23 protein-coding genes are annotated in these 24,194 nt (G+C 36.7%); all 23 read left to right on the forward strand.

Features of this window, described 5'->3' with window-relative positions; translation table 11 throughout:
* Nucleotides 1–13: 13 nt before the first annotated feature.
* The 23 genes from GXZ93_01970 to rsfS all read left to right on the forward strand — a co-directional run bounded on the left by GXZ93_01970 (nt 14) and on the right by rsfS (nt 24,151).
* A complete protein-coding gene (locus GXZ93_01970) occupies nt 14–2,719 on the forward strand; it encodes a valine--tRNA ligase (protein ID HHT78551.1) in 2,706 nt (901 codons plus the stop codon).
* A gap of 25 nt (nt 2,720–2,744) precedes the next feature.
* Nucleotides 2,745–4,073: a hypothetical protein gene (locus GXZ93_01975; GenBank protein ID HHT78552.1), complete on the forward strand. Its 1,329-nt coding sequence runs from the start codon at nt 2,745–2,747 to the stop codon at nt 4,071–4,073.
* An 87-nt stretch (nt 4,074–4,160) separates the two neighbouring features.
* A complete protein-coding gene (locus GXZ93_01980; protein HHT78553.1) occupies nt 4,161–4,610 on the forward strand; it encodes a zinc ribbon domain-containing protein in 450 nt (149 codons plus the stop codon).
* Nucleotides 4,611–4,655: 45 nt separating this feature from the next.
* Complete coding sequence (gene ndk / locus GXZ93_01985) at nt 4,656–5,153, forward strand: nucleoside-diphosphate kinase (protein ID HHT78554.1); 498 nt, start codon at nt 4,656–4,658, stop codon at nt 5,151–5,153.
* A 92-nt stretch (nt 5,154–5,245) separates the two neighbouring features.
* Entirely contained in the window at nt 5,246–5,494 is a 249-nt protein-coding gene (locus tag GXZ93_01990) for a DUF4321 domain-containing protein (protein HHT78555.1), read from the forward strand.
* Complete coding sequence (gene maf, locus GXZ93_01995) at nt 5,475–6,119, forward strand: septum formation protein Maf (GenBank protein HHT78556.1); 645 nt, start codon at nt 5,475–5,477, stop codon at nt 6,117–6,119. Before GXZ93_01990 ends, maf begins: the two co-directional genes overlap by 20 nt.
* 101 nt (nt 6,120–6,220) lie before the next feature.
* The gene (locus tag GXZ93_02000; GenBank protein ID HHT78557.1) at nt 6,221–7,252 is read left to right on the forward strand and encodes a rod shape-determining protein; all 1,032 of its coding nucleotides are present in this window, start codon (nt 6,221–6,223) and stop codon (nt 7,250–7,252) included.
* A gap of 30 nt (nt 7,253–7,282) precedes the next feature.
* The gene (gene mreC, locus GXZ93_02005) at nt 7,283–8,095 is read left to right on the forward strand and encodes a rod shape-determining protein MreC (protein HHT78558.1); all 813 of its coding nucleotides are present in this window, start codon (nt 7,283–7,285) and stop codon (nt 8,093–8,095) included.
* Nucleotides 8,096–8,108: 13 nt separating this feature from the next.
* Nucleotides 8,109–8,618 carry a rod shape-determining protein MreD gene (mreD, locus tag GXZ93_02010; GenBank protein HHT78559.1) on the forward strand — a complete coding sequence of 170 codons (510 nt, stop codon included), beginning with the start codon at nt 8,109–8,111 and terminating at the stop codon, nt 8,616–8,618.
* Entirely contained in the window at nt 8,599–10,491 is a 1,893-nt protein-coding gene (mrdA, locus tag GXZ93_02015) for a penicillin-binding protein 2 (GenBank protein HHT78560.1), read from the forward strand. The genes mreD and mrdA overlap by 20 nt, the downstream gene beginning before the upstream one ends.
* Before the next feature lies 1 nt (nt 10,492).
* On the forward strand, nt 10,493–11,719 hold the full coding sequence (gene rodA, locus GXZ93_02020; GenBank protein HHT78561.1) for a rod shape-determining protein RodA: 1,227 nt from the start codon (nt 10,493–10,495) through the stop codon (nt 11,717–11,719).
* Nucleotides 11,720–11,721: 2 nt separating this feature from the next.
* Entirely contained in the window at nt 11,722–13,533 is a 1,812-nt protein-coding gene (locus tag GXZ93_02025) for a TIGR03960 family B12-binding radical SAM protein (GenBank protein ID HHT78562.1), read from the forward strand.
* Between the two features lie 3 nt (nt 13,534–13,536).
* Nucleotides 13,537–14,202: a DUF2344 domain-containing protein gene (locus GXZ93_02030; GenBank protein HHT78563.1), complete on the forward strand. Its 666-nt coding sequence runs from the start codon at nt 13,537–13,539 to the stop codon at nt 14,200–14,202.
* 19 nt (nt 14,203–14,221) lie between these two features.
* Entirely contained in the window at nt 14,222–15,892 is a 1,671-nt protein-coding gene (locus GXZ93_02035) for an Rne/Rng family ribonuclease (protein ID HHT78564.1), read from the forward strand.
* A 99-nt stretch (nt 15,893–15,991) separates the two neighbouring features.
* Nucleotides 15,992–16,363: a 50S ribosomal protein L21 gene (gene rplU, locus GXZ93_02040; protein HHT78565.1), complete on the forward strand. Its 372-nt coding sequence runs from the start codon at nt 15,992–15,994 to the stop codon at nt 16,361–16,363.
* A 9-nt stretch (nt 16,364–16,372) separates the two neighbouring features.
* Nucleotides 16,373–16,624, forward strand: coding sequence for a 50S ribosomal protein L27 (gene rpmA, locus GXZ93_02045; GenBank protein HHT78566.1), 252 nt, complete (start codon nt 16,373–16,375; stop codon nt 16,622–16,624).
* A gap of 140 nt (nt 16,625–16,764) precedes the next feature.
* Nucleotides 16,765–18,069: a GTPase ObgE gene (gene obgE / locus GXZ93_02050; GenBank protein ID HHT78567.1), complete on the forward strand. Its 1,305-nt coding sequence runs from the start codon at nt 16,765–16,767 to the stop codon at nt 18,067–18,069.
* Nucleotides 18,070–18,084: 15 nt separating this feature from the next.
* Nucleotides 18,085–19,218 (forward strand): glutamate 5-kinase, encoded by a 1,134-nt coding sequence (gene proB, locus GXZ93_02055; GenBank protein ID HHT78568.1) that lies wholly within the window; start codon nt 18,085–18,087, stop codon nt 19,216–19,218.
* A 29-nt stretch (nt 19,219–19,247) separates the two neighbouring features.
* Nucleotides 19,248–20,498 carry a glutamate-5-semialdehyde dehydrogenase gene (locus GXZ93_02060; GenBank protein HHT78569.1) on the forward strand — a complete coding sequence of 417 codons (1,251 nt, stop codon included), beginning with the start codon at nt 19,248–19,250 and terminating at the stop codon, nt 20,496–20,498.
* Nucleotides 20,499–20,503: 5 nt separating this feature from the next.
* Entirely contained in the window at nt 20,504–21,118 is a 615-nt protein-coding gene (locus GXZ93_02065) for a nicotinate-nucleotide adenylyltransferase (GenBank protein ID HHT78570.1), read from the forward strand.
* Nucleotides 21,102–21,746: an HD domain-containing protein gene (locus GXZ93_02070; GenBank protein ID HHT78571.1), complete on the forward strand. Its 645-nt coding sequence runs from the start codon at nt 21,102–21,104 to the stop codon at nt 21,744–21,746. The genes GXZ93_02065 and GXZ93_02070 overlap by 17 nt, the downstream gene beginning before the upstream one ends.
* Complete coding sequence (locus tag GXZ93_02075; protein ID HHT78572.1) at nt 21,733–23,730, forward strand: LCP family protein; 1,998 nt, start codon at nt 21,733–21,735, stop codon at nt 23,728–23,730. The genes GXZ93_02070 and GXZ93_02075 overlap by 14 nt, the downstream gene beginning before the upstream one ends.
* On the forward strand, nt 23,705–24,151 hold the full coding sequence (gene rsfS, locus GXZ93_02080; GenBank protein ID HHT78573.1) for a ribosome silencing factor: 447 nt from the start codon (nt 23,705–23,707) through the stop codon (nt 24,149–24,151). Before GXZ93_02075 ends, rsfS begins: the two co-directional genes overlap by 26 nt.
* Nucleotides 24,152–24,194 lie beyond the last annotated feature (43 nt).

Genomic DNA, 24,194 nt, shown 5'->3' on the forward strand with positions numbered 1-24,194 from the left:
ATAGAAATATATTATGTTTAAAGAATTAACCGGAAGCTATAATCCTTCTGAATTCGAGAGCAGCATCTATGATTTCTGGCTGGGAAAAAAGTATTTTCATGGAATAACAGGTTCGCAAAAACCGCCTTTCAGCATAGTCATTCCTCCACCCAATGTAACAGGGTATCTGCATATGGGTCATGCACTGAATAATTCTCTTCAGGATGCGGTTATAAGATTTAAAAGGATGAAAGGATTTAACTGCTCCTGGTTTCCCGGAACAGATCATGCAGGAATAGCAACCCAGAATGTAGTTGAGCGTGAACTGGAAAAGCAGGGAACAAGCAGACATGAAATAGGGCGTGATGAGTTTATCAGAAGAGTCTGGAAGTGGAAGGAAAAACACGGAAGCAGGATTATCGAACAATTGAAAATCCTTGGTTGCAGCTGTGACTGGGACAGGGAAAGATTCACTTTTGACGACAGCTATGTAAAAGCGGTCAATAGGGAATTTGTGACTCTGTATAATGACGGCTTGATTTATCGGGGAAATTATATGGTCAACTGGTGTCCGAGGTGCCAGACTGCGGTATCAGATATTGAAGTGGAGCATCATGAAAAGCATGGAAATCTGTGGGATATCAAATATCCTGTAATAGATGAAAAAACCGGAGAAGCAGATACGGAAAAATATATAGTAGTCTCAACTACCCGTCCGGAGACAATGCTTGGCGATACTGCTGTAGCTGTGCATCCAAAAGACAAAAGGTATTCCGGGCTTATCGGAAAATCCGTTTTTTTACCTGTAGCCAAAAGGAAAATTCCTGTAATTGCTGACGAATATGTTGATATGAAATTCGGAACAGGAGCGGTCAAAGTAACGCCTTCCCATGACCCTAATGATTTTGCAATGGGACAGAGGCATAGCCTTGAAAAAATAAACATCATGAATGATGACGCAACTTTAAATGAAAATGCCGGAGCATATGAAGGCCTTGACAGGTTTGAAGCAAGAAAAAAGATCCTTGAGGAACTTGAAAAAACAGGTTTTCTTCTGGGAAAAAAAGAACATATTTCCTCGGTTGGCTCCTGTTCAAGATGCTCGACGGTAGTTGAACCCCGCATTTCGCTTCAATGGTATGTTTCAATGAAAAAACTCGCTGTTCCTGCAATAGAGGCGGTTAAAAGCGGAAGAATAAAATTTGTTCCAAAAAAATGGGAAAAGCTTTATTTTAACTGGATGGAAAATATCAGAGACTGGTGTATTTCCAGACAGCTCTGGTGGGGTCACAGGATACCGGTCTGGTATTGTGATGATTGCGGCGAAGTAATAGTTACGGAAACTGAACCATCAAAGTGTGTAAAATGCAATTCTTCCGGAATACATCAGGATGAGGATGTTCTTGACACATGGTTCAGCTCCGATATGTGGCCTTTTGCGGTAATGGGATGGCCTGAGGACACGGAAGAACTTCACTATTTCTTTCCCACAAGTGTTCTGATAACCGCTCATGACATTATATTTTTCTGGGTGGCAAGAATGATAATGATGAGCCTTTATTTCATGAAAGATATTCCTTTTAAAGAGGTTTTTATTAACCCTCTTGTCAATGATGAAAAAGGCCAGAAAATGAGCAAATCCAAGGGAAATGTAATAGATCCTGTATCTATAGTGGAAAAATATGGCTGCGATGTTCTGAGATATACTCTTACAGCTCTGACCACTCCCGGAAGAAATCTGCTTCTCGGGGAAGAAAAAATCGAAGGCACAAAAAATTTTGCAAACAAAATATGGAATGCTTCAAAATTTGTCTTGTCTGCAATCAAAGATAGCGATATTGATTTTGAAAGCGAACCGGCAGGCAAAAAACTGAATATATGGGATAAATGGATACTTGAAAGACTTTCATGGACAATAAAGAATTATGAGAAATACATTGAAAAATATAACTTTTCATTTGCATTAAAACTATTGCATAACTTTTTCTGGAATGAATTCTGCGACTGGTATATAGAGGCTGCAAAAGTAAGCATCTATAGTGATGATGCAGCCGGGAAAAACAATACTGGCTTTGTGCTTCATTATGTTCTTGAGAGATTCCTAAGGCTGCTGCATCCTGTTATGCCATTTCTGACTGAACGCATTTGGCAGAGTCTTCCGATCCGGGGCGAGAGCATAATGATGGAGGATTTTCCCGGGGCTTTGAAAAAAATGATATCCTCAGAAGAGTCTCGTGAACTGGAACATCTTTTTGATATTATAAGCGCAGTAAGGAAGTCAAGGTCAGAATTAAACATCAGTCCCGGCAGTAAAATAAGATTATTTTTTAATGCCGCAGACGCAGATAATAATAAAAATTCTGACAGCCTGAGTTTTATACGCAGTAATGAAAGTTACCTCAAGGCTTTCTGCAGGGCCTCAGACGTAGCTTACCTGAAACCATCTGCCGGTGATTCTATCATCAAGATAATAATAGGCAGCACCGAGGTATTTTTAGACCTTTCCGGGGCAATAAATTATGAGCTTGAGATAAAACGGATAGAATCTGACATTAAAAAGCTGGATATTGAACTTAAAAAATCCAATAGTAAAGTAAATAATCCTGATTTTCTCAGCAAAGCTCCTGAAACGATAGTTAACAAAGAAAAAATCAAGGTAAGCGAATTAAAGAAAAGCCTTGAAATCCTGGAAGCAGAACTGGAAAAAATAAAACAGGCCATGCTTTCATCTTCCTCCTGAACTGTCTTATTACATTTTAAAAAAAATGAAAAGTAATGATTTTAAAGAAGTATGCAATTATCTTGACAGCACTCTTGTTTTCGGCATCAAACCGGGTCTTGAAAGGATGAAAAAATTTCTTGAGCTGGCGAATCATCCCGAAAAAAATACCGATTTCATACATATCGTAGGCACAAACGGCAAGACCTCCACCACCAAAATGACAGCTTCAATTTTGAAATATCATGGTTTGAAGTCAGGGTATTATATTTCTCCTCATATTCATTCATATACGGAAAGAATTGCGCTTGGCGGAGACGAAATAAGCGAAAAGGAATTCAGCGCAATCTTTTATGAGATATTTCCATTTATTGAAAAAGTTAATTCGGCAGGCATTAACGGCAGTATGACTCAGTTCGAAATACTTACATGTATGATGTTTTATGCCTGCGGAAAAAATAATCTTGATGTAATGGTGATGGAGGCTGGAATGGGCGGCAGATGGGATGCCACAAATGTTGCGGACGCAAAAGTTGCAGGACTTACGGGAGTCAGCCTTGAGCATACCCGGATACTCGGGAAGACAATAGCGCTTATAGCTTCTGAAAAATCCGAAGTCATCAAAGAAAATTGTCTTGTAGCTTTAAATAGCACCGGTTCGACAGTTAATAGAATATTATTAAAAAAAGCACTGCAGACAGGTTCCAGGCTTTATGTTTATAAAAAAGATTTTGACATAAGGGTCATCAGTGAAAGCATCGAGGGGGCGAAAGTATCATTAAAAGGCATTTACAAATGCTATGACAATATTTATATCCCTCTTGCCGGAGACTATCAGATAAAAAACCTTCTTTTGTCAGTTGTTCTGAGTGAATTATATCTGGGAAGGCTTTCTTTGGGAGCTGAACAGGAAAAAATAAATGAAGCAGTTAAAAAAACAAATATAAAGGGCAGATTCCAGGTAATAAGCAAAGAGCCTTTTTTTATTGCAGATGCTTCGCATAATCCGGAAGGAATAAAGAATTTTGTCAAAAATATTAAAAAATTTTTTCCGGATAAAAAAAAGATAATCATATTTTCCGTATTGAAAGACAAAGATTATCAGAAAATGCTTGAAGATATAATAAAGATTGCTGATATTCTTATTGTGTCAAGCTCCTTAACGGAAAGAAGTCTTTCTGCAGAAGAAATAAAGAAAGATGCCTTATATATTGCCGATGCATTAAAAACAAAGAAAGAAAAGCATCCGGAAAAAATAATTGCTGTTGATAATATAGAAAATTCAGTGAAATATGCTTTAAATTTAGCCAAAAAAGATGTTATCATATCTTTAACCGGTTCAATAACCAACCTCGAATTTGTAAAAACAGTATAGTTTTGATAAAATTGCTCGACTGCTATTTATTGCAATTCGGGGATTTTTTGTTTAAAAGTTGTTTTTTTGTTAAAAATTGGAGGATTGATGGATATACTGAAATACGCGAATAATATAATAGCATTTTTTACTAATCCCATCTGGAAATATCTTCTGTACGGGATTATTTTTATGCTTATAATAGTCTGGCTTGCATTCATATACTGGACTTACAGGGATGCAAAATTAAGGAATGCCCCGGCGCCTTTCTGGGCTATTGTTGTATTTGTTTTTAATTATGTAGGGTTGATTTTATATTTAATTTTAAGACCACCTGAATTCATAGATGATGTTGTGGAAAGAGATCTGGAAATAAAAAGGATGGAATTTCTTTTGGACAGTGCTTATGTAAAATGTCCTGCATGTGGCAAAGAAGTGAAGGAAGATTTTCTCATCTGCCCGCACTGCAGAAGAAAATTAAAGAATTCATGCATTAACTGCCAAAAGCCTTTAAACCTGGATTGGAAAATCTGTCCTTATTGCAGAACAACACAATAAATTTTGAAAATTGTTTATTAAGGAAATTGGATAGGGGAGGCTGCTATGAACCTAAAAGCGGAAGAAAAAACTGAGACATGCAATAAGCGGGGAGAAAAAATAAAAGAAGACAAGCCTGTCAAGCAGAAAACAAAATGTGAGAGAACTTTAATAATAATAAAGCCTGACGGAGTCCAGAAAAAACTGATAGGAAGAATAATCTCAAGGTTTGAGGACGATGGTCTGGAAATTGAAAGAATAAGAGTTCTCCATATCGATAAGAATATTGCTCTTATCCATTACAAAGAACATGTGGAAAAACCTTTTTTCCCCAAACTTTTACAATATATAACAAGCGGACCTTCAATTGTGATGGTAATAAAAGGTGAAAATGCCGTAGCAAGGGCAAGAGAGCTTATAGGCTGCACAAATCCTGAGAAAGCAGATAAAGGTACTATCAGAGGAGATTTCGGTACCGATATTACAATAAATGTAGTCCACGGTTCCGACAGTGAAAGTTCTGCTGAAAGGGAAATAAATATTTTCTTTGGAAATTATCTGTAATAACCTATAATACTTAAAGTAACAAAATAAAGATAATCATTATTATATGCTAATATTGCTATGGGCAATATTGATAAAACAGAAAGGTAATATTGAAAAGAAGAGGGATAGTAGTATTTTTTATTATTATTATAGGAGGTATCCTGGGTGCCATTCTCGGCCATGTCTTAAGAGACATAGTCCCTATTCTTGACCAGGGACTTAAAGTTGGTACCGATCAGCTAAGTCTTAATCTTTACCTTATTGATGTAAGTTTTAGTATTCATGTCAATATAACGCTTGGGGCAATAATAGGCCTATTACTTGCTTTTTTACTTGCCGATGTTTTTAGAAGAAAATAATAAAAAAAAAGTAATTTTAGCCTCAAAGTCTCCCAGAAGAGCAGATATCTTTTATAAATTAAATCTTGATTTTAAGATAATAGCTCCAATCCGTATAAAAGAAAAAATATTTGAAGATCCTGCCGAAACTGTGACCTTTAACAGCCTCAGGAAAGCCGAAAATATTGCCCGCTGTATTAAAACTGACAAATCAGCTGCTTTTAAAAAAAGTGATTTCGAAAGATTAATAATTGCCGGTTTTGATACAATTGTTTTTCTTGAGGGAAGATTTTTTATAAAACCAGAGAGCACAGAAGAAGCCGGAGAATTTTTAAAAATATTTTCCGGTAAAACCCACAGAGTTTATTCAGGTGTGAGCCTAATCAGTCTTGCTGATGAAAAGGTGTTTTCTGGTTATGATATGACAGAAGTTACATTTCGAGAGCTGGATGATAAAGATATTGAAGACTATCTGGAAAAAGAAAATGTTCTTGATAAGGCTGGAGCCTATAATCTTGATGGCTATGGATGTATACTTGTAAAGAAGATCAACGGGTGTTTTTACAATGTTGCAGGTCTTCCTGTGTGCAAATTTCTGGAAATGATTAAAAAATTAGGCTATAGTCTTAAGGATTTTCAAAAATAATTTTATACTTTACGGTATATTTTTTATTTGATTGTTTTTGTAATATATATTTAAATGAAATAATTGTTTTTAAGCATAAAATTTAATTATGAGGAGAGCTGATGTTTGACTTTTTTCTAAATGTAGTCGGTAGGGATATGGGTATAGATCTTGGAACTGCAAACACCCTTGTTTATGTAAAAGGAAAAGGTGTTGTTCTTGATGAACCCTCAATAGTGGCAATTGACAAAGATACAAATAAAATACTTGCAGTCGGAAAAGAAGCTAAAAGGATGGTGGGCAGAACTCCCGGAAATATTGTAGCAATCAGACCTTTAAAAGACGGAGTTATTGCAGATTTTGAAACGACTGAAAAAATGCTGAGATATTTTATTCAGCGTGTTCATAGAAATGTGGCATTTGCAAGGCCAAGGATAGTAATATGTGTTCCGTCAGGAATAACTGCAGTTGAAAGGAAGGCGGTGGTGGAAGCCGCTGAACAGGCAGGCGCAAGAGCAGCTTATATAATAGAGGAGCCGCTTGCTGCAGCGATAGGAGCCGACCTTCCCATCAATGAGCCTACCGGTTCAATGATAGTCGATATCGGCGGGGGGACTTCAGAAGTAGCTGTTATATCTCTTGGAGGTATTGTGGTAAGCCAGTCACTTAGAATAGGTGGAGATGAACTGGATGAAGCAATTACATATTATCTGAAAAAAGAGCATAATCTTCTATCGGGGGAAAGGACTGCTGAAAAGGTAAAAATAGAAATCGGTTCTGCTTTCCCTCTTGAAAATGAAGAAAAAATGGAAATAAACGGAAGAGACCTGGTAGCCGGTCTGCCGAAAACGATCATTATTACAAGCCAGCAGATAAGAAAAGCGCTTGAAAAAAGCATTGCAGATATTGTTAACTCAATAATAGAAGTACTGGATGTGACACCGCCTGAGCTTGCATCAGACATAATGAAAAGAGGTATAGTGCTAAGTGGCGGCGGAGCCCTTCTTAAAGGATTAACTGAAAGAATAAGCAGGGAAACACACTGCCCGGTTTATCTGGCAAATGATCCCCTTGCTTCGGTTGCGCTTGGTACAGGCAAGGTTTCTGAAGACTTTGCAATTCTGAAAAGATACCTTAAATATGCAAAGCATTAAAAATTTAAATATTTTACTTTATGGATATTGATGGCTTCCTCAAGAAAAAGCATTAGGAATATTATTATCTTATTAATAATTGTTGTGCTGTGTCTTGTGGTAATTGCTGCAAGTTTTCGAGATGCCAGTGTAATCAAATCTTTAAAGGAAGGGACTCTTGATTTTTTCAAGCCAGTACAGGAGAGACTTTATACTTTTTTCCAGCCGGTAATCAGGACATTTGATAATATCAGGAATTTCTTTGCTCTTTCTGCGAAAATAAAGGAGCTTGAGCAGGAAAACGCGAAGCTTTTAAGGGATTATTCTGAAAATATAAATCTGAAAATTGAAAATGATTCCCTGCGAAGTCTGCTTGAAATAAAGCAAAGAGCAAACCACAAGACAGTAGCTGCCAAAGTGATCGGCTATAATACTGATAAGTGGCAGTCGGAAATTATTCTTAATGCAGGTAAAAATGACGGTGTTCTTGAAGGCATGTGCGTCATAAATGAAAAAGGTCTTATAGGTATTGTTATACTGAGCGCAAGCAACTCATGCAATGTAAGATTATTAAATGATCCCCAGACCAGTCTTGGAGCAAGAATACTTTCTTCCAGAAGCCTGGGAATGGTTGAAGGGACTCAGAATAATATCATATTTTTTAATTATATTTCCAAAAATGATATTGTTTATCCCGGAGACATACTGGTAACTGCTGAATTCGGGAAGTATATTCCTGAGGAGATACTTATAGGTACTGTGAAAAAAGCAACATCTTCTGAAAGTAATCCTTATCAGGAAATAGAGATAGAGACTTTTGTGGATATGCGGAAGATAGAAAACGTTCTGATAATAACCGGCTGATAACAGACAGCAAATGAAATATTTTTTAAAAATAATACATTTTTTTATTCTTGTTTTTTTTATTATCGTTCAGATAATATTTGGAGAACAGCTTGAAATCTATTATATAAGCTTCGACTTTATCCTTGTTGTATTGGTGGCTGCCACTCTTAAGGATGGTTTTTTAACAGGAATGGTTTTTGCCTTTGTTGCCGGGATGATATTTGACCTGCTTTCAGGAGCAATAGTAGGCGTTTCTCCGCTGATTTTTTCATTATGTGTTTTTGTAATCTGCCGGCTTGTAAGCTCAGGACTAAAATTAAGGCTTTTAAGCTATATTTTTATTGTAATTATTTCAACAGAGATAAATATAATATTATTGAATATTCTTTATTATCTGTTTAATTTTAAAATGGATTTCACATCTGTTGTTGCTGAGCTGATAACAAAACCTTTACTTAATATATTGCTGGTCTTTATTATATTTCCATTATTCAGGTTAAAATTTTCCGGAGAAGATATCGTTGAATATCAATTCAAATAAGAAACTTATCTTTATAAGCTATTTTGTAATCGTAGTTGTTGTAATGCTGACTCTGAGATTATATTTTCTACAGGTAATGAGTGGTGAAATTTATGCGCAGGCAGCTTCAGAAAATATTACGAGAACCAGGTCTACTGCAGCCCCGAGAGGAAATATATATGACAGAAATGGCAAACTTCTTGTTGAAAGCATCCCGACAATTGCAGTTGCAATAGATCCCTATACTGTACTTGGCAGGGAAGATGTCATGACAATTTTAAGTTCAAAGTTAAAAATTTCTTACCGTGACCTTAAGAAAAAGCTTGAAGAAAAGAAGACCACCTATATAGACAGGGTAATCATTAAATATGATATTGATCAGGAAACACTTGTATACCTGAAGGAAAACAGCAACAACCTTCCGGGCGTGGAAGTGATAAATATTTTTTTAAGAAAGTATAATTACGGATATCTGGCATCCCATGTGCTTGGTTATACCGGAGAAATCACGGAAGAAAAATTGAAAATGGAAAAATACAAAACAGGCTACGAGGGCGGAGATCAGGTAGGACTAAGTGGAATCGAAGCACAGTATGAAGATATACTCCAGGGAATAAAAGGTAAAATCGTTTATGAAGTGGATCCTCTTGGCAGACCTACCGATATAATAGAGCAGACTGATTATATACCCGGAAATGATATATATATTACCATAGATATAGAACTTCAGAGATTTGTGGAAGAAACTCTGGCAACTCAGCTTGAACAGATAAGGGAAACAAAAATAAAAAATACCAATGAATATTACAGGGCCGGCGGAGGAGCTGCGGTAGTAATGGATGTCAAGACAGGAGAGGTTCTCGCAATGGCAAGCAATCCTACTTATGACCCCGGTGTTTTCGTAGGAGGCATTTCCATAGCTGACTGGAACGAACTTAACAAGCCTGTAAACAGATATCCTTTGAATAACAGAGCTCTGATGGGATTTCCTCCCGGATCGGTGTTTAAGATAGCCACTGCATACGCAGGACTGAGCGAAGGAATAATAAACAACGGGACTTCATTCAGCTGTGCAGGAACCTGGTACGGCCTTGGTAGCGACTACCCCAAAACCTGCTGGAATAAAGGCGGACACGGCGGGCTGAATATACTGGGGGCATTACAGAATTCATGCGATACTTTTTTTTATGAACTGGGACTTAGGCTTTATCTCAAAAACAAGAATGCTGATGAGCTGTTGCAGAAATACTGCAGGATTCTTGGTTTTGGCGAGCCGACAGGTATTGATCTGCCTAATGAAGAAAGCGGAATAATACCTGATAAAACATGGAAAAAAGAATGGTTTAAGAATGATAAAGCCAATTCTGTCTGGTTTCCGGGTGATACTGTAAATATGTCAATAGGCCAGGGTGATGTACTGGTTACTCCTCTTCAGATGGCTTATTCATATATGGCAGTTGCGGACAGAGGCATACAACATGTTCCTCATATATTAAAAGACATAAGCGAAGACGGCGGTGAAAATCTTTTTGATTACTCTGTTGGAGAAGTCAGGGATCTCAATCTTAATCAGGATTATTTAAATACTATAGAAACCGGGCTTTACTTTGTCAGTAAACAGGGTACAGCAGCAAGCGCGTTTTCCGGCTTTCCCATGAATGAATTTCCGGTTGCAGGCAAAACAGGTACTGCAGAGTTTGCAGGCAGACAGGATTATGCCTGGTTTACATGTTATGCTCCCATAGACAATCCGGAATATGTAATAGCTATAATGCTTGAAGAAGCGGGAGGGGGAGGAAGAAACGTTGCTCCCATAGCAAGAAGGATACTCGAGTATCTGTTTAATATTGAAAGTAGCGGAATAGTCCGTTCAGTTGATAGTTTTGGAGATTAAAATGGCTCTAAGAGGCAGGCATATAGTCGGCAGAAGCATTGACAATTCTTCCTTTTTGGAAGAAATCAATGTAGACAAAGAGAAGAAAAAAACTTTTAAATTTGATTTTGTCCTTCTGATTTGCGTGCTTTTATTATCAGGATTCGGTTTGCTGGTCATTTACAGTGCGACAATGTTCAGCCTGTCTGACGGTGTATCAGATCCGGCATACTATTTCAAGAAACAGCTTACTCTCCTGCTGGTTTCGATTTTTATTTTTGGAGCTCTCTTGTTTGTAAATTACAGAAGATTCAAAAGATTTTGGATAATTGTGTTTGCTGCAAATGTTCTTTTGTTAATAAGTGTTTTGATATTTGGTTATGAAGTTAATGCAACCAAAGGCTGGATTGATTTGAAATTTACTTCAATACAGCCTTCCGAATTCGCAAAGATATTTATGATTATCTGTGTTGCGGCTGTTCTTTCTAAATGGCGATCAGAAAAAAAACCAGTGGTAAGTTTTAAGAAAGTCATCCTATCCATATTTATTGCTTTTCTGACTATCGGTCTTATTCTTCTTGAACCTGATTTTGGACAGTCCATCATTATATTTATTGTTTTTGTTCTTATGCTTTTTGTATCAGGGGCGAACTTTCTATATGTCCTTGGCGTGATAGGAGTAACCATAAGCGGTGTCTTTGCAGGCCTTAGAATGGGGCTTATAAAGCAGTATCAGCTTGACAGGCTTCTGATATTTCTCAGGCCTGATGTCAAGCCTGAAGGAGCAGGATATAATCTTTTCCAGTCAAAAATAGCAATAGGCTCCGGGAAATTATTTGGCAAAGGACTTTTTCTTGGGACCCAGACAAATCTTAACTATGTTCCGGAGCACCGTACAGATTTCATTTTTTCCGTCATAGGCGAAGAGTTCGGATTTATTGGTGCATTCATTACAATAATCATATTTGCAGTAATCATCTGGCGTTGTTTCAAAATAGCCAGACAGGCAAGCGACCAGTTTGGTTTTCTGTTATCAGCCGGTGTGGGATTTCTTATACTTACCCAGATGACAATAAATATCGGAATGACAATTGGTCTGATGCCTATCATAGGAATACCTCTGCCGTTTTTGAGCTATGGGGGTTCAAACCTTTTAAGTGTTTTTATTGGTATTTCTCTTGTTGAAAACGTTTATATGCGCAGGGAAATACGAAAAGACTATGAAATTGCAAATGAGGAATTCAAATAAAATTGAAAAGACTAAGTTATCGGCAGCTGGAAAAGCTGCTTGAAGGAGTATTAAAACCCGGCAGGTATATTGGAAATGAAGCTGGCATAAAAAGTAAAGCTATCAGCACTGCCACAGACACGGAATCAATGGTTTTTACTGCTCTTGTATTTCCGGATACCTATGAAGTGGGCATGTCCAATCTTGGAATGCAGATTCTTTATGATCTGATAAACAAAAACAAGGATTTCAGCGCGGAAAGAGTCTTTTCACCATGGTTTGATCTGGAAGATAATCTTCTCAAATCAGGATTAAAGCTTTTTTCACTCGAAAACAGAATTTTTCTGGATGAATTCGATATAATCGGCATAAGCCTTCAACATGAACTTATGTATACAAACACCCTGAACATACTCAGGCTTGGGCAGATTGCAATAAAAACAAAAGACAGAAAAGAAGAAGCTCCCCTGGTATGTGCGGGAGGTCCCTCATGCTTTAATCCGCTGCCCATGGCTCCTTTTGTTGATTTCTTTGTTATTGGAGACGGGGAAGAAGTATTTATAAGAGTTCTTGAAATCCTGAAGGAAAAGAAAAAGAACAGGAAATCAAAAAAATGGTTTTTTGACAATATAAGAGAATTTGAAGGAATTTTTATACCTGAGGATTACAATTTCTTTTACGGCAGCCGGGGTCTGCTTGAAAAAATAGAGCCTGACAGAAAAATCAGAAAAGCCGTATTAAGGAAAATAGACGATTTTGATATAGTAAAAGATCCTGTCATTGCAAATATAAAGCCGGTGCATGACAGATTTGTCTGCGAAATAATGAGAGGTTGCTTTCGGGGTTGCAGATTTTGCCAGGCAGGATATATTTACAGACCGGTAAGATACAGAAATCATGAGAAGCTTAAGCTCCAGTGCACGGAAGGTATTGCAAAAAGCGGATATGATGAAATTTCATTCCTGTCTCTCTCAAGTGCTGACTATCCCGGGCTTGAGAAGCTGATAAACGGTTTTACCGGAGACATAAAAGATAAAAGAATATCTGTTTCACTTCCTTCAATGAGGCTGGACAGCTTCGGTTTTAATATTGCCAGGCTGATACAGGGCGGAAGAAAAACCGGGCTTACATTTGCCCCTGAAGCCGGAAGCCAGTCCATGCGTGATGCAATCAATAAAAATATTGATAAAGATGAGATGCTTGCATGCATGGCAACTGCTTTCAGTGAAGGATGGGAAAAGGTAAAGCTTTATTTTATGATAGGCTTTCCGGATGAGACTGAGGAGGATATCCTGGCAATACCGGAACTGGTAAAAGAGATATTGAGGACGGGAAGAGAATTTCTCCCCGACAGAAAGGCAGGAAGAATAGGAATAAACCTGAGTATAAATGCTTTCTGCCCCAAGCCATTTACCCCGTTCCAGTGGGCTGGACAGGATTCGACAGAAATCCTTAAAGAAAAGTTTGCAATCATCGTAAGTCTTCTTCCAAAAAAAGCCGTTAATGTGAGCTGGTCAGATCCGAGAAAAAGCAAACTTGAGTGTGCGATATCCAGGGGAGATATAAGAACGGCAAAAGCTGTCGAGAACGCCTTCATAAAAGGGGCGCGTTTTGATAATTGGAGCGAATATTTCAATTTTGAAATATGGGAAAATGCTTTTAAAGAGGCAGGCATCGATATGGACTTTTATTCTTTAAGAGAGATGTCTTATGATGAACTTTTATGCTGGGATTTTATTGATATAGGTGTAAAAAAGGACTTCTTCATTAAAGAAAACAACAAGGCAAAAGAGATTCTTAGATCCGGAAAAGCAAATAATGCAAGTGATTTTTAAAAAATGGAAAGCTATAAAATAAGATTTAAATTTCAGAAAATCAATGAGTTCAAATATCTTTCCCATCTCGAAACTGTAAGACTTCTTGTAATGGCAGCAAGGAGAGCGAAAATACCTATAAAATACAGTGAGGGCTTCAATCCCAATCCAAAGCTTAATTTCAGTTTTCCTGTTCCTGTCGGTCTTGGAAGTTTTGCGGAATATGCGGATATGGATGTATATGAGAAAATTGATCTTAGCAAATTCATAGCTGACTTAAATAAGAATCTGGGAAAAGGGATGGAAATTCTGGATGCCTTATTTCATAAAGAAAAACTTCCCAGCCTTATGGCTGATATTTCGATAATAAAGTATGTTTTCAGGCTGAGTTTTGATGATAAGTCTTTTCTGGAAGAATATAAAAGCGAAATCGAAAGCATGGTCAAAGAAACCTGCTCAGTCTGGATGTATGAATTTGCAGAGCCTGAAACTGATGCTGATATTGTTTATTTAAATTTATTTGGATATACTAAATTGTTAAATAATAATAAGATATTCAAATTTAATGATTTTTTAATAAATTTAAAAATATTGTCAAGCAATAAAAATGTGGGTATTATGGATTTTTTTAAGAAGGAAGCTTATGTGATAAGAAGTAATATTCTTAAAACTCCCATGTGTATTGTTTGATTAAAGGAGTTTAAAAAATTTGGGTAAAGAGATGCTTGTAAGCTCTGGAGATGGCGAAACCAGGGTAGCTATTCTTGACGACGGTCGCGTAACGGAACTTTATTTTGACAGAAAGTTCAAAAAATCAATAGTAGGCAATATTTATGTCGGAAAAGTTGAAAATGTCCTCCCAAGTCTTGATGCGGCTTTTGTAGATATTGGTGAAGAAAAAAATGCTTTCCTCTATATTAATGAGATTGCGCTTGATATGGATTTTGAGGAAAGTGAAGAAATGCATAAAAAAATTCAGCATATACTGAAACCTAATCAAAATATCGTTGTTCAGGTAACAAAAGATCCCATGAAAAGCAAAGGTGCCCGTCTTACTACTTTTATTTCAATTCCAGGGAGATACCTGGTTCTGGCACCGTTTAATGACGGAATAGGCGTATCAAGAAAGCTTAATGATGCTGAAAGAGAATCTCTGAGGCAGATTGCAAAAGAAATAAAGCCCAGAGATTACGGCATTATAGTAAGGACTGCCGCAAGAAGTGCAGATAAAAATATATTAAAAAGAGATTTAAAAATACTAATGAGAACATGGAACGAGATTCAGCGAAGGATTTCAAGGACAAACCATCCTTCTCTTATTATTAATGAGCAGCCTGTTGTGCTCAGAATACTCAGGGATATGTTTTCCAGTGAATTTGATGCAATACATGTGGACAGTAAAGAAACAAAAAAAGATATCTCAAGATATCTCAGAAATATAGGAGTTGATTTTTCCAGACTTTATTTATTTAACGAACCGGGTGATCTGTTTGAATATTTCAACGTAAATGAAGTGATTGAAAATGCAATAGAAAAAAGAGTCTGGCTGAAGTCAGGCGGCTTTATTGTAATAGACTATGGGGAAGCTCTTACATCCATAGATGTAAATACCGGAAAATATACCTCAAACAAGAATGCATCGGATACCATACTAAGAACAAATCTTGAAGCAGCTGAAGTAATATGCGCTCAGTTAAAGCTCAGGGATATCGGCGGACTTATTGTGGTGGATTTTATAGACATGACAAGCGAGAAAGATAAGCAAAGGGTGCTGGAAAAATTCAAGCAGTGCCTGGATAAAGACAAAACCAAAACAGAGGTCCTTAATTTTTCAAAATTCGGACTACTGGAAATGACAAGAAAAAATGTTTCAGACGGAATACTGGGTGCATTATGCAAACCATGTCCGTGCTGTTCCGGATCAGGATTTGTCAAATCAGAGGAAACGATTAAATATGAAATCGAAAGAAAAATAAGGACTGTTGCCATTAAAAACCCTGAAAAAGCATTTTTATTCAAATTAAATACTTCAATTGCATGCCAGATAATAGGCCAGGGCGGACGAAATCTTAAATTTCTGGAATCTTTAACAAAAAAACACATAATAATAAAAGGTGATAATGATCTGCCGATGGACGGAATGATATTGGCAGCAAAAGGGACATATAAAGAAGTTGATGATGCGGCAAAACCTTTTAAAATCGGTGACCAGATTGAACTTCTTGTTGAAGAGACCTATCTTCATAATTCCAATGACGCTCTTGCCAGGACAGATGGTTATATAATACAGATAATAAATGGCAAAAAATATATGGGCAAACGTATCACTGTAGAAATAATAGGTGTTTCAAAAACGAGTGCGGTTGCGAAAATAATATAAATTACTGCTAAACAATGTTTGACATTAAAATTATTGCTGTGTTAATATCATCTTTTGTGATTTTATATTGATATTTTAATAATATTATGTAAAATATCGTTGCCGGTTTTTAATTATAAGTATTTATTTCTTTTTAATAAGAGGAGGCCCAAAATTTACGCGATAATAACAAGTGGGGGTAAACAATATAAAGTTACTGAAAATTCTAATATAGTTTTGGAAAGAATTGAAGGTAATGAAGGCGATAAAGTTAAAATAACTGATGTAAATCTGTTTAGCGACGGAGATAAAATAGAAATAGGAAGCCCATCTTTATCAGATGTGGTTATTGAAGGTACGATAAAAAAACAGTTCAGGGGCGATAAAGTAATTGCCTATAAATATAAATCAAAAAAAAGATATCATAGAAAAGTAGGACACAGACAGAATCTTACTTTATTAAGCCTTGATAAGATAAGTGTTAAGAAATAGGGAGTAGGTATGGCAAGCAAAAAAGGTGTTGGAAGTTCAAGAAACGGAAGAGACAGCAATCCAAAATATCTCGGAATAAAATTATTTGCAGGCCAGACTGCAAAGGCAGGAAGCATTATACTCAGACAGAGGGGTTCTAAATACCGACCGGGAAATAATGTAGGTATGGGAAGAGATTTTACTCTTTTTGCCAAAGCTGACGGTATTATTGAGTTTGTAAAAAATTCCAAAAAGGGAAAAGTAGTTAATATAATAAGTTAATCAATTTTTTTGAAAAGCCTGTAATTAAAATTATAAAAGTGTATTACAGCTTTAAAAAATCAATATAATTATTAATATAAAATCGGGCATATTTTACTGCTCGATTTTTTTATAATCTGTTTTAATATCCGAATATGTTTTTGGATGAAGCAAAAATAAATATAAAACCAGGGGACGGCGGTTCCGGAAGCGCATCTTTTTTTGTTCTCAAAGACCGGAAAAAAAAGATTGCATGTGGAGGAAACGGCGGACGCGGAGGAGATGTGATATTTAAGGCCTCTTCTAATGTAAGCACATTATATAATTTTAAGAATAAGGTGCATTACAAAGCCGGAAATGGTGGGAACGGCGCTTCAAACAAAAAGGCCGGCAGAAACGGAGAGAACCTCATAATCCAGGTTCCCATCGGGACAATCATTAAAAGCGCAGACAAAGAAATGCTTGCCGACCTTGAGGAAGAAAACGCGGAATTTGTTGCAGCCAGGGGCGGTATAGGAGGAAGAGGAAATGCCAGTTTTGTCTCCCAGAGGCTGAAGTTTCCCTCATTTGCTGAAAAAGGCGAAAAAACAGAAGAACAGTGGATAGAGCTGGAGCTGAGACTGCTTGCAGATGTAGCTCTTGTCGGATATCCCAATGCAGGAAAATCAACGCTCATAAGCAGGATTTCAAATGCAAGGCCCAAGATAGCGGATTATCCTTTTACAACCCTGGTGCCGAATCTTGGGGTAGTTTATTCAAATGATACAAATTATGTAGTTGCAGATATTCCGGGCATCATCAAGGGGTCTCATGCAGGAGTTGGACTTGGAGATAAATTTTTAAGACACATAATGAGAGCCATATTCAATGTATTTGTGCTTGATATCGAATACGCCACATTAAATGATATAGATATTTCTAAAAATTTTTTTGAACTGAGGCAGGAGCTTAAATTATTTGATAAAAAATTATATGAAAGAAATTATATAGTTGCAGTAAACAAAATAGATATTCTTCCGGACAGAGCGGTTCTTGAGGAGCTTGAAAAAAAGCTTAAAAAACATACAGACGGGGATATAATTTTTATTTCTGCTTTTACAGGAGAAAATATTGATATCTTTATTAAAACTCTTACCAGAAGAGTTAAAGAGGAAAAAGAAAAGATTTACAAAAATGTTCTTAATAAAGAAAAAGAAGATGATGCTATAAAAGCAGTATATACTTTGGAAGAAGATGAATATTCAACAGACACCCTTGAAGTAAAAAATGTTAATGGTGAATATGTCGTCAGGAATAAGGGACTTAAAAGAATGATATCCATGACCAATCTTGAAAATGAAGAAGCTCTTATATATTTGAGGAATAAATTAAAAAAAATGGGTATTGGTGATAAACTTAAAAAAATGGGCATTCCTGAAGGTTCAACGATAATAATCGGTGAACTGGTCTTTGAACTTGTCGAATAAATCTAAGTGCATAAATTGGAAGAAATAAGAAAAAAACACTTAAAAAGAATTAAGAAAGTTGTTGTAAAAATCGGTTCAAGCAGCCTGACTTCTCCTGTTGGCGGGCTTGATATGGATAACCTCATGAAATTTACTTCTGAGATTTCCGATCTGTGGGATGAAGGTCTGAAAACCATCATAGTTACAAGCGGAGCTATTGCAGCAGGCATAAAATATCTCGGACTTAATGAAAAACCAAAAAAATTTCCAGAGCTGCAGGCAGTAGCAGCTGTAGGCCAGCATGATCTTATGAGAGTATACAGCAGCTTTTTTTATAAAATGGATAAAAAAGTCGGCCAGATTCTTTTATCAAGAGAAGATACTACAAAAAGAGAACAGTATCTTAATATAAAAAATACCATAATTACACTTCTGGATATGAATGTTATACCGATAATCAATGAAAATGACAGTGTGGCACTGGATGAAATCAAGTTTGGTGATAATGATACACTGGCTGCTCTTGTTGCCGGGCTGATAGAAGCGGATCTTTTGATAATTCTGTCAGATATTGATGGTCTTTATTCCGGAAATCCACAAGTTTTTAAGAACGCTGAACTGATTTCAGTTGTCAGTTCTATTACAGAAGATATTGAAAAAATAGCCGGCGGGATCGGCTCAAGCTATGGTTCAGGAGGGATGATAACAAAAATAAGAGCCGCCAGGATATGTTCTTTTTCAGGAATACCGATGGCAATAGCGAACAGTCGTAAAGAAAATATATTGAAAAGAATACTTTCAGGAATTGATATCGGAACTTTTTTTGTTCCGGAAGAATCAAAAAAAGTTGCAAGTGTTAAAAGATGGATAGCCTTTGGTATGATAACAAAAGGCTCTATAAAGGTTGACAGGGGGGCTGAAGAAGCAATAGTGAGAAAAGGGAAGAGCCTTCTTCCGGTAGGGGTACTGGAGGTAAGCGGGAAATTTATCAAGGGAGATAATATAGCGATAATTGCAAGTGACGACAGAACCATTGCAAAAGGAATAACAAATTTTACAAGCGACGAAATATTAAAAATAAAGGGCAAAAGAGAGAAAAATATACTGGAGGAATTCGGCTGCAGCCTCTGCTGTGAAATAGTGCACAGGGACAGTATGTTTGTTTTATGATTTTATCACATTCCGGGTGAGGAGATCAGATGAGTATAGTTTATGATATTGCAAAGAAAGCCAGGGAAGCATCATATTTTCTGGCAAGCGCAAGCACTGCTGCTAAAAATCAGGTTCTTAAAGATATATCGGATGCACTGATTGAAAAATCACCTGATATTATAGAGGCAAACAAAAAAGACTGTGAAACAGCAAAAGGCAGCATAAGTGAAAGCATGCTTGACAGACTGACCTTAAATAATGAAAGAATAAAATCAATTTCTGGGAGCATACTGGATGTAATATCGTTAAATGATCCTGTGGGGGAAGTAATTTTCGGATATGATCTCCCAAATGGCCTGATTCTTAAAAATATCAGAGTTCCTTTTGGTGTGATAGGCATGATTTTTGAAGCAAGACCTAATGTTACTGTGGACTCTGCAGTTCTCTGCCTTAAAGCCGGAAGTGCGGTAGTTCTAAGGGGAAGCTCAAATGCCCTGAACACAAATCTTAAAGTAGTTGAAATCATGAGACAATGCCTGAAAGAAAATAACTTTCCTGCAGATCTGATTCAGCTCATTCCCACAGCTTCAAGAGAAGATGTCCGGGAAATGATGTCTCTGCGGCAATATATCGATGTGCTTATACCCAGAGGAGGCAGAAGCCTTATTGAAAGCGTGGTAAAAAATTCAAATATCCCTGTAATTGAAACAGGGATAGGCAATTGCCACATATATATTGATTCCATATTCAGTTTAAGTGAAAAACAGGTAATTGATATTGTAATAAATGCCAAGACCCAGAGACCGAGCGTATGTAATGCGGCAGAAAAGCTGCTGATACATAGATCAGTGCTTGAGAGTACGGGAAAGGCTGTCATAGATGCGCTAAGAGAAAAGAATGTAATAATAAAGGGCTGCCCTTCAATAGCTGGGATTTATGAAGATATTGAACCTGCACAGGAAGAAGACTGGTATGAAGAATATCTTGACCTTAAAATGGCTGTAAAGGTTGTTGAAAGTACAAAAGAAGCAGTTGAGCATATAAATAAATACGGTTCAATGCATTCTGATTCAATAATCACATCCGACTATGAAAATGCCATGTATTTCACTTCAAATGTAGACTCGTCTACAGTATATGTAAATGCTTCGACAAGATTTACGGACGGCGGCCAGTTCGGAATGGGCGCGGAAATTGGAATAAGCACCCAAAAGCTTCATTTCAGGGGCCCCATGGGCCTGAGGCAGATAACTGCAAATAAATTTATTGTCTATGGAAACGGGCAGATAAGGAAATGAAATAAATGAAGATAGGAATAATGGGCGGAACTTTTAATCCCATACATCACGGCCATCTGGTGACTGCAGCAGAAGCATTAAACCAGTTCAGTCTGGAAAAAGTAATCTTCATACCTTCGGGAGATCCTCCGCACAAAGACTATCATGAGGAAGAAATCGCCGAACACAGATATCTTATGACCGTCATCGCAACATCTTCAAACAGTAATTTTTTGGTCTCAAGGACAGAAATAGACAGAAAGGGAAAATCCTATACAATAGACACATTAAAAGAATTAAAGAAAACATATGGTGAGAGTGCGGAATTCTTTTTTATAACGGGCGCTGATGCTATTCTTGAGATTCTCACATGGAAAAAAACTAAGGAGATAATTAATCTCTGCTATATGATTGCTGCTACAAGACCCGGTTACAATCTGCTTAAGCTGGAGGAATTAAAGAAAGATCTCCACGGAATAACCGGAAATAATGTTGACAGCAGAATACTTGTTATGGAAGTTCCTGCTCTTGCCATTTCTTCTACAGATATAAGAGAAAGGGTAAGAGGGGGCAGGCCGATAGACTACCTTGTACCTGAAGGAGTCAGCAAATACATATTCAAACATGGATTATATTTATAAATTAAAAACGGGCGAAGAAGAAAAGAACATTATAAGAAATTATGACATTCTGATTAAAAAGAATCTTGACCCGGATCTTTATCGGCATTCAGTAAATACATTAAAATATGCCTCTATGCTTTCAGAAAGGAATAATGTCAGTGCGGGAGACTATTTCAGGATATGCTCAGCTTCAATTCTGCATGATTATGGCAAAAAGCTTGCTATTAATGCACAAAGGGCAATTGCTTTAAAGAATAAAGACAAGATAAAGATAAAATCTGAGGATTTGGAAATAGATGCACTTCTGCACGGATTCAGCGGTTCATTTCTTATAGAGGAGGAGCTTGGTATTGAAGACAGAAAAATAATTGAAGCAGTAAAATACCACACTACCGGGAAACTTGGAATGGATTTGGTTGACAAAATAGTTTATATATCGGATAAAATAGAATACGGCAGACAATATGAAGATATAGATTACTTAAGGGAAATATCTTTAAAAAATATTGATTTATGTTTACTAGAAGTTTATAAAAATAATATAATTTATATAATAAGAAGAAATAAAAGTTTTTACAGCCAGACTTTTAATATTTGGAATAATATCTGTAGACTTTATGGAGGTTTTTCAGATGGCCCCAGATGATAGAAGATTCAATGATGATGATTACTTCTCAGACAGAAAAAAGGATGACTACTTTTTCGAAAAAGAGAAAGATCAGGACAGAGACAATTATTACAGGGGAAAGCACGGAAGTAGTTTTAAAAAAAATAATTTCTATGACGATGATTATGAAAAAGAAAATTTCGAAAGAGAAGACTTCGGGAGGAATGATTACGACAAAGATGTTTATGATAAAAGTAATTATGACAAGAATTATTATGATGAAGATGATTATAAATATGGTTCCAGGAAGGATAATAGGGATCTGAACAGATATAAAGACAGGTTTGCAGATGATTTCTTCAAGGATGATGATTTTAATTATTCAGACAATGAAGATGTTCCTTCAGGGATAGATCCTGATGAGTACTCAACGAGAACAAGAAAAATAAAGCAGAAAAAAAGAAAAAGAAAAATCATATCTTCTGCAATTATTATATTTATAATAATTGCAATAATCGCAGTCGGAGCTTTTTTCCTTTTCAAATTCTTTAAAAACAAATTTTCAGCCGGGGAGGGCGAAACAACTACTTCTGTGAATGAACCTATCGATGTTCCGGCAAATCTTGCACTTACGGAAGATATAAGCATGGTAGTTGCAGGAGCAAGAGAAAATCTTCTTGAACCGGATATCAATTTTATTTTTTATTCCCGATTTGACAGCAAAGTCAACAAGCTGACAAGTCTGACCATTCCGGTCAATACTTTGATGGATATACCCGGATTCGGGCTTGAAAGCACTGACAAAGCAGTTGAATTCGGAGGAATGGATCTTCTGATGCTTACACTGAAGAAAGCTCTTGCCATGGATGTGAACAGATATATTATTTTTGATATAAAAAGCATAGTTGACAAAATCGGTGGAGTTAATATAAATCTTGATTCCGATCTGATTATAAACAATTTTGAAAATGATGAAGAAATAGCACTACAGGCAGGAGACAACAAATTAAACGGGACAGCAGCAGTGAGCTATCTGAAATATTACAGCGGAACGGTAAAAGATGTACCTATAAACCAGACAGTCAATCAGAAAAAAGTATTCGATGCAATACTTATAGCTGTGAATGGTGAAAATGATGAAGATCTTCAGAAGAATCTGAATTCTGTTTCAAATTTTTATGAGACCAATCTCTCTGATGAAGAAATATTCCAGCTGTTTTCAACGTTTGCAAAACTGCCGGCTGAAAGCAATTCAGCCTATCCTCTGGATGTGACCTCTGTTGAGCTTGAGGGAGGAAATATCTTCTATGTGCCGGATATATCAAGACTAAGTTCTATTTTTGATGTACAGCAACCGGGAACAGAAATTGCAATATTTAATCAAGTTACTGCTGACCTGCAGATACTTAACGGAGTCGGAACTCCGGGTATAGCCGGCAAGGTAAGCGGCCTGTTTAAAGATTTAAAATATAATGACGGGACTGCAAAGTTTAATGTTCTTCAGGCAAAGGATGCTGATAATTATAACTATGCTGCTACGCAGATAGTCGTTAATTCTTCAGATGCAAGCTATATGGCTCTTGCAGAAGAAATTAAAACAATATTAAAAGCAGGTAATATAACTCAGAACAGCGATGCTCCGACACAGAACATCGTAATAATAATCGGAGCCGATTATGGAAAAGAACAGACAAGCGAAACGACAGCCCAGCAGGGAGAAGCTGTTAAAATAAACATACTGAACGGTGTCGGTACAGCGGGTCTTGCAGGCAAAGCAAAAGCCCAGCTTGAGAAAAATCTTAATTCAGTACAAAAGCTGATAGAGGTATCAGAAGTCAAAGATGCGGCTAATTTCAATTACGCGGAAACAGAAATAATATTTTTTGAAAATACCGATCTTATAAATAATATTGCTCAACAGATACAGAAAGAACTGGGCGCAGGGGTTATCAAATATTCCGACAGTAATCCGGATAATGTCAAGATAAGTGTTATACTTGGCAAAGATTATACTGCAAAGTGAGGTAAAAATAAGACATAAAGAAGAAATAAAAGAACGGGAAAATAGTTTAACCAAAGGCTTAAAATTAGACAGGGAAAATACTACAGATATTGTCAGATATGTTGCCAGGCTTGCAGACTCCAAAGGTGCAGACTACATTAGCATACTTGAAATGAAGAATCGTCTTATTATTACTGATTTTTTCATCATTATAGGCGCAAAAAATACGAGGCTGACATCCAGCCTTGAAGATGAAATAAAAGTAAGCCTGAAACCATTCGGGCTTTTACCTATCCGTACTTCCGGTACAATAGACGCCAACTGGATTCTTATGGATTATGATGATTTTGTCGTTCATATTTTTACCGAAGAGTTCAGGCAGTTCTATGACCTCGAAAGACTTTGGAAAGATTCGAAAACTGTTGAGTGGGAAAACCAGTAATATCTGTGGCTGTAATCAGATAAAATTCATTTTTTATTTAGAG

Source organism: Actinomycetota bacterium (assembly GCA_012837825.1).
Classification (GTDB): domain Bacteria; phylum Actinomycetota; class Humimicrobiia; order Humimicrobiales; family Humimicrobiaceae; genus Humimicrobium.

Excerpts from the sequence above, each read along its gene's own strand:
- GXZ93_01970 (HHT78551.1), top strand. The coding sequence starts at position 14 with ATGTTTAAAGAATTAACCGGAAGCTATAATCCTTCTGAATTCGAGAGC.
- GXZ93_01975 (HHT78552.1), top strand. The coding sequence starts at position 2,745 with ATGAAAAGTAATGATTTTAAAGAAGTATGCAATTATCTTGACAGCACT.
- GXZ93_01980 (HHT78553.1), top strand. The coding sequence starts at position 4,161 with ATGGATATACTGAAATACGCGAATAATATAATAGCATTTTTTACTAAT.
- ndk (HHT78554.1), top strand. The coding sequence starts at position 4,656 with ATGAACCTAAAAGCGGAAGAAAAAACTGAGACATGCAATAAGCGGGGA.
- maf (HHT78556.1), top strand. The coding sequence starts at position 5,475 with ATGTTTTTAGAAGAAAATAATAAAAAAAAAGTAATTTTAGCCTCAAAG.
- GXZ93_02000 (HHT78557.1), top strand. The coding sequence starts at position 6,221 with ATGTTTGACTTTTTTCTAAATGTAGTCGGTAGGGATATGGGTATAGAT.
- mreC (HHT78558.1), top strand. The coding sequence starts at position 7,283 with ATGGCTTCCTCAAGAAAAAGCATTAGGAATATTATTATCTTATTAATA.
- mreD (HHT78559.1), top strand. The coding sequence starts at position 8,109 with ATGAAATATTTTTTAAAAATAATACATTTTTTTATTCTTGTTTTTTTT.
- rodA (HHT78561.1), top strand. The coding sequence starts at position 10,493 with ATGGCTCTAAGAGGCAGGCATATAGTCGGCAGAAGCATTGACAATTCT.
- GXZ93_02030 (HHT78563.1), top strand. The coding sequence starts at position 13,537 with ATGGAAAGCTATAAAATAAGATTTAAATTTCAGAAAATCAATGAGTTC.
- rpmA (HHT78566.1), top strand. The coding sequence starts at position 16,373 with ATGGCAAGCAAAAAAGGTGTTGGAAGTTCAAGAAACGGAAGAGACAGC.
- GXZ93_02060 (HHT78569.1), top strand. The coding sequence starts at position 19,248 with ATGAGTATAGTTTATGATATTGCAAAGAAAGCCAGGGAAGCATCATAT.
- GXZ93_02065 (HHT78570.1), top strand. The coding sequence starts at position 20,504 with ATGAAGATAGGAATAATGGGCGGAACTTTTAATCCCATACATCACGGC.
- GXZ93_02070 (HHT78571.1), top strand. The coding sequence starts at position 21,102 with ATGGATTATATTTATAAATTAAAAACGGGCGAAGAAGAAAAGAACATT.
- GXZ93_02075 (HHT78572.1), top strand. The coding sequence starts at position 21,733 with ATGGCCCCAGATGATAGAAGATTCAATGATGATGATTACTTCTCAGAC.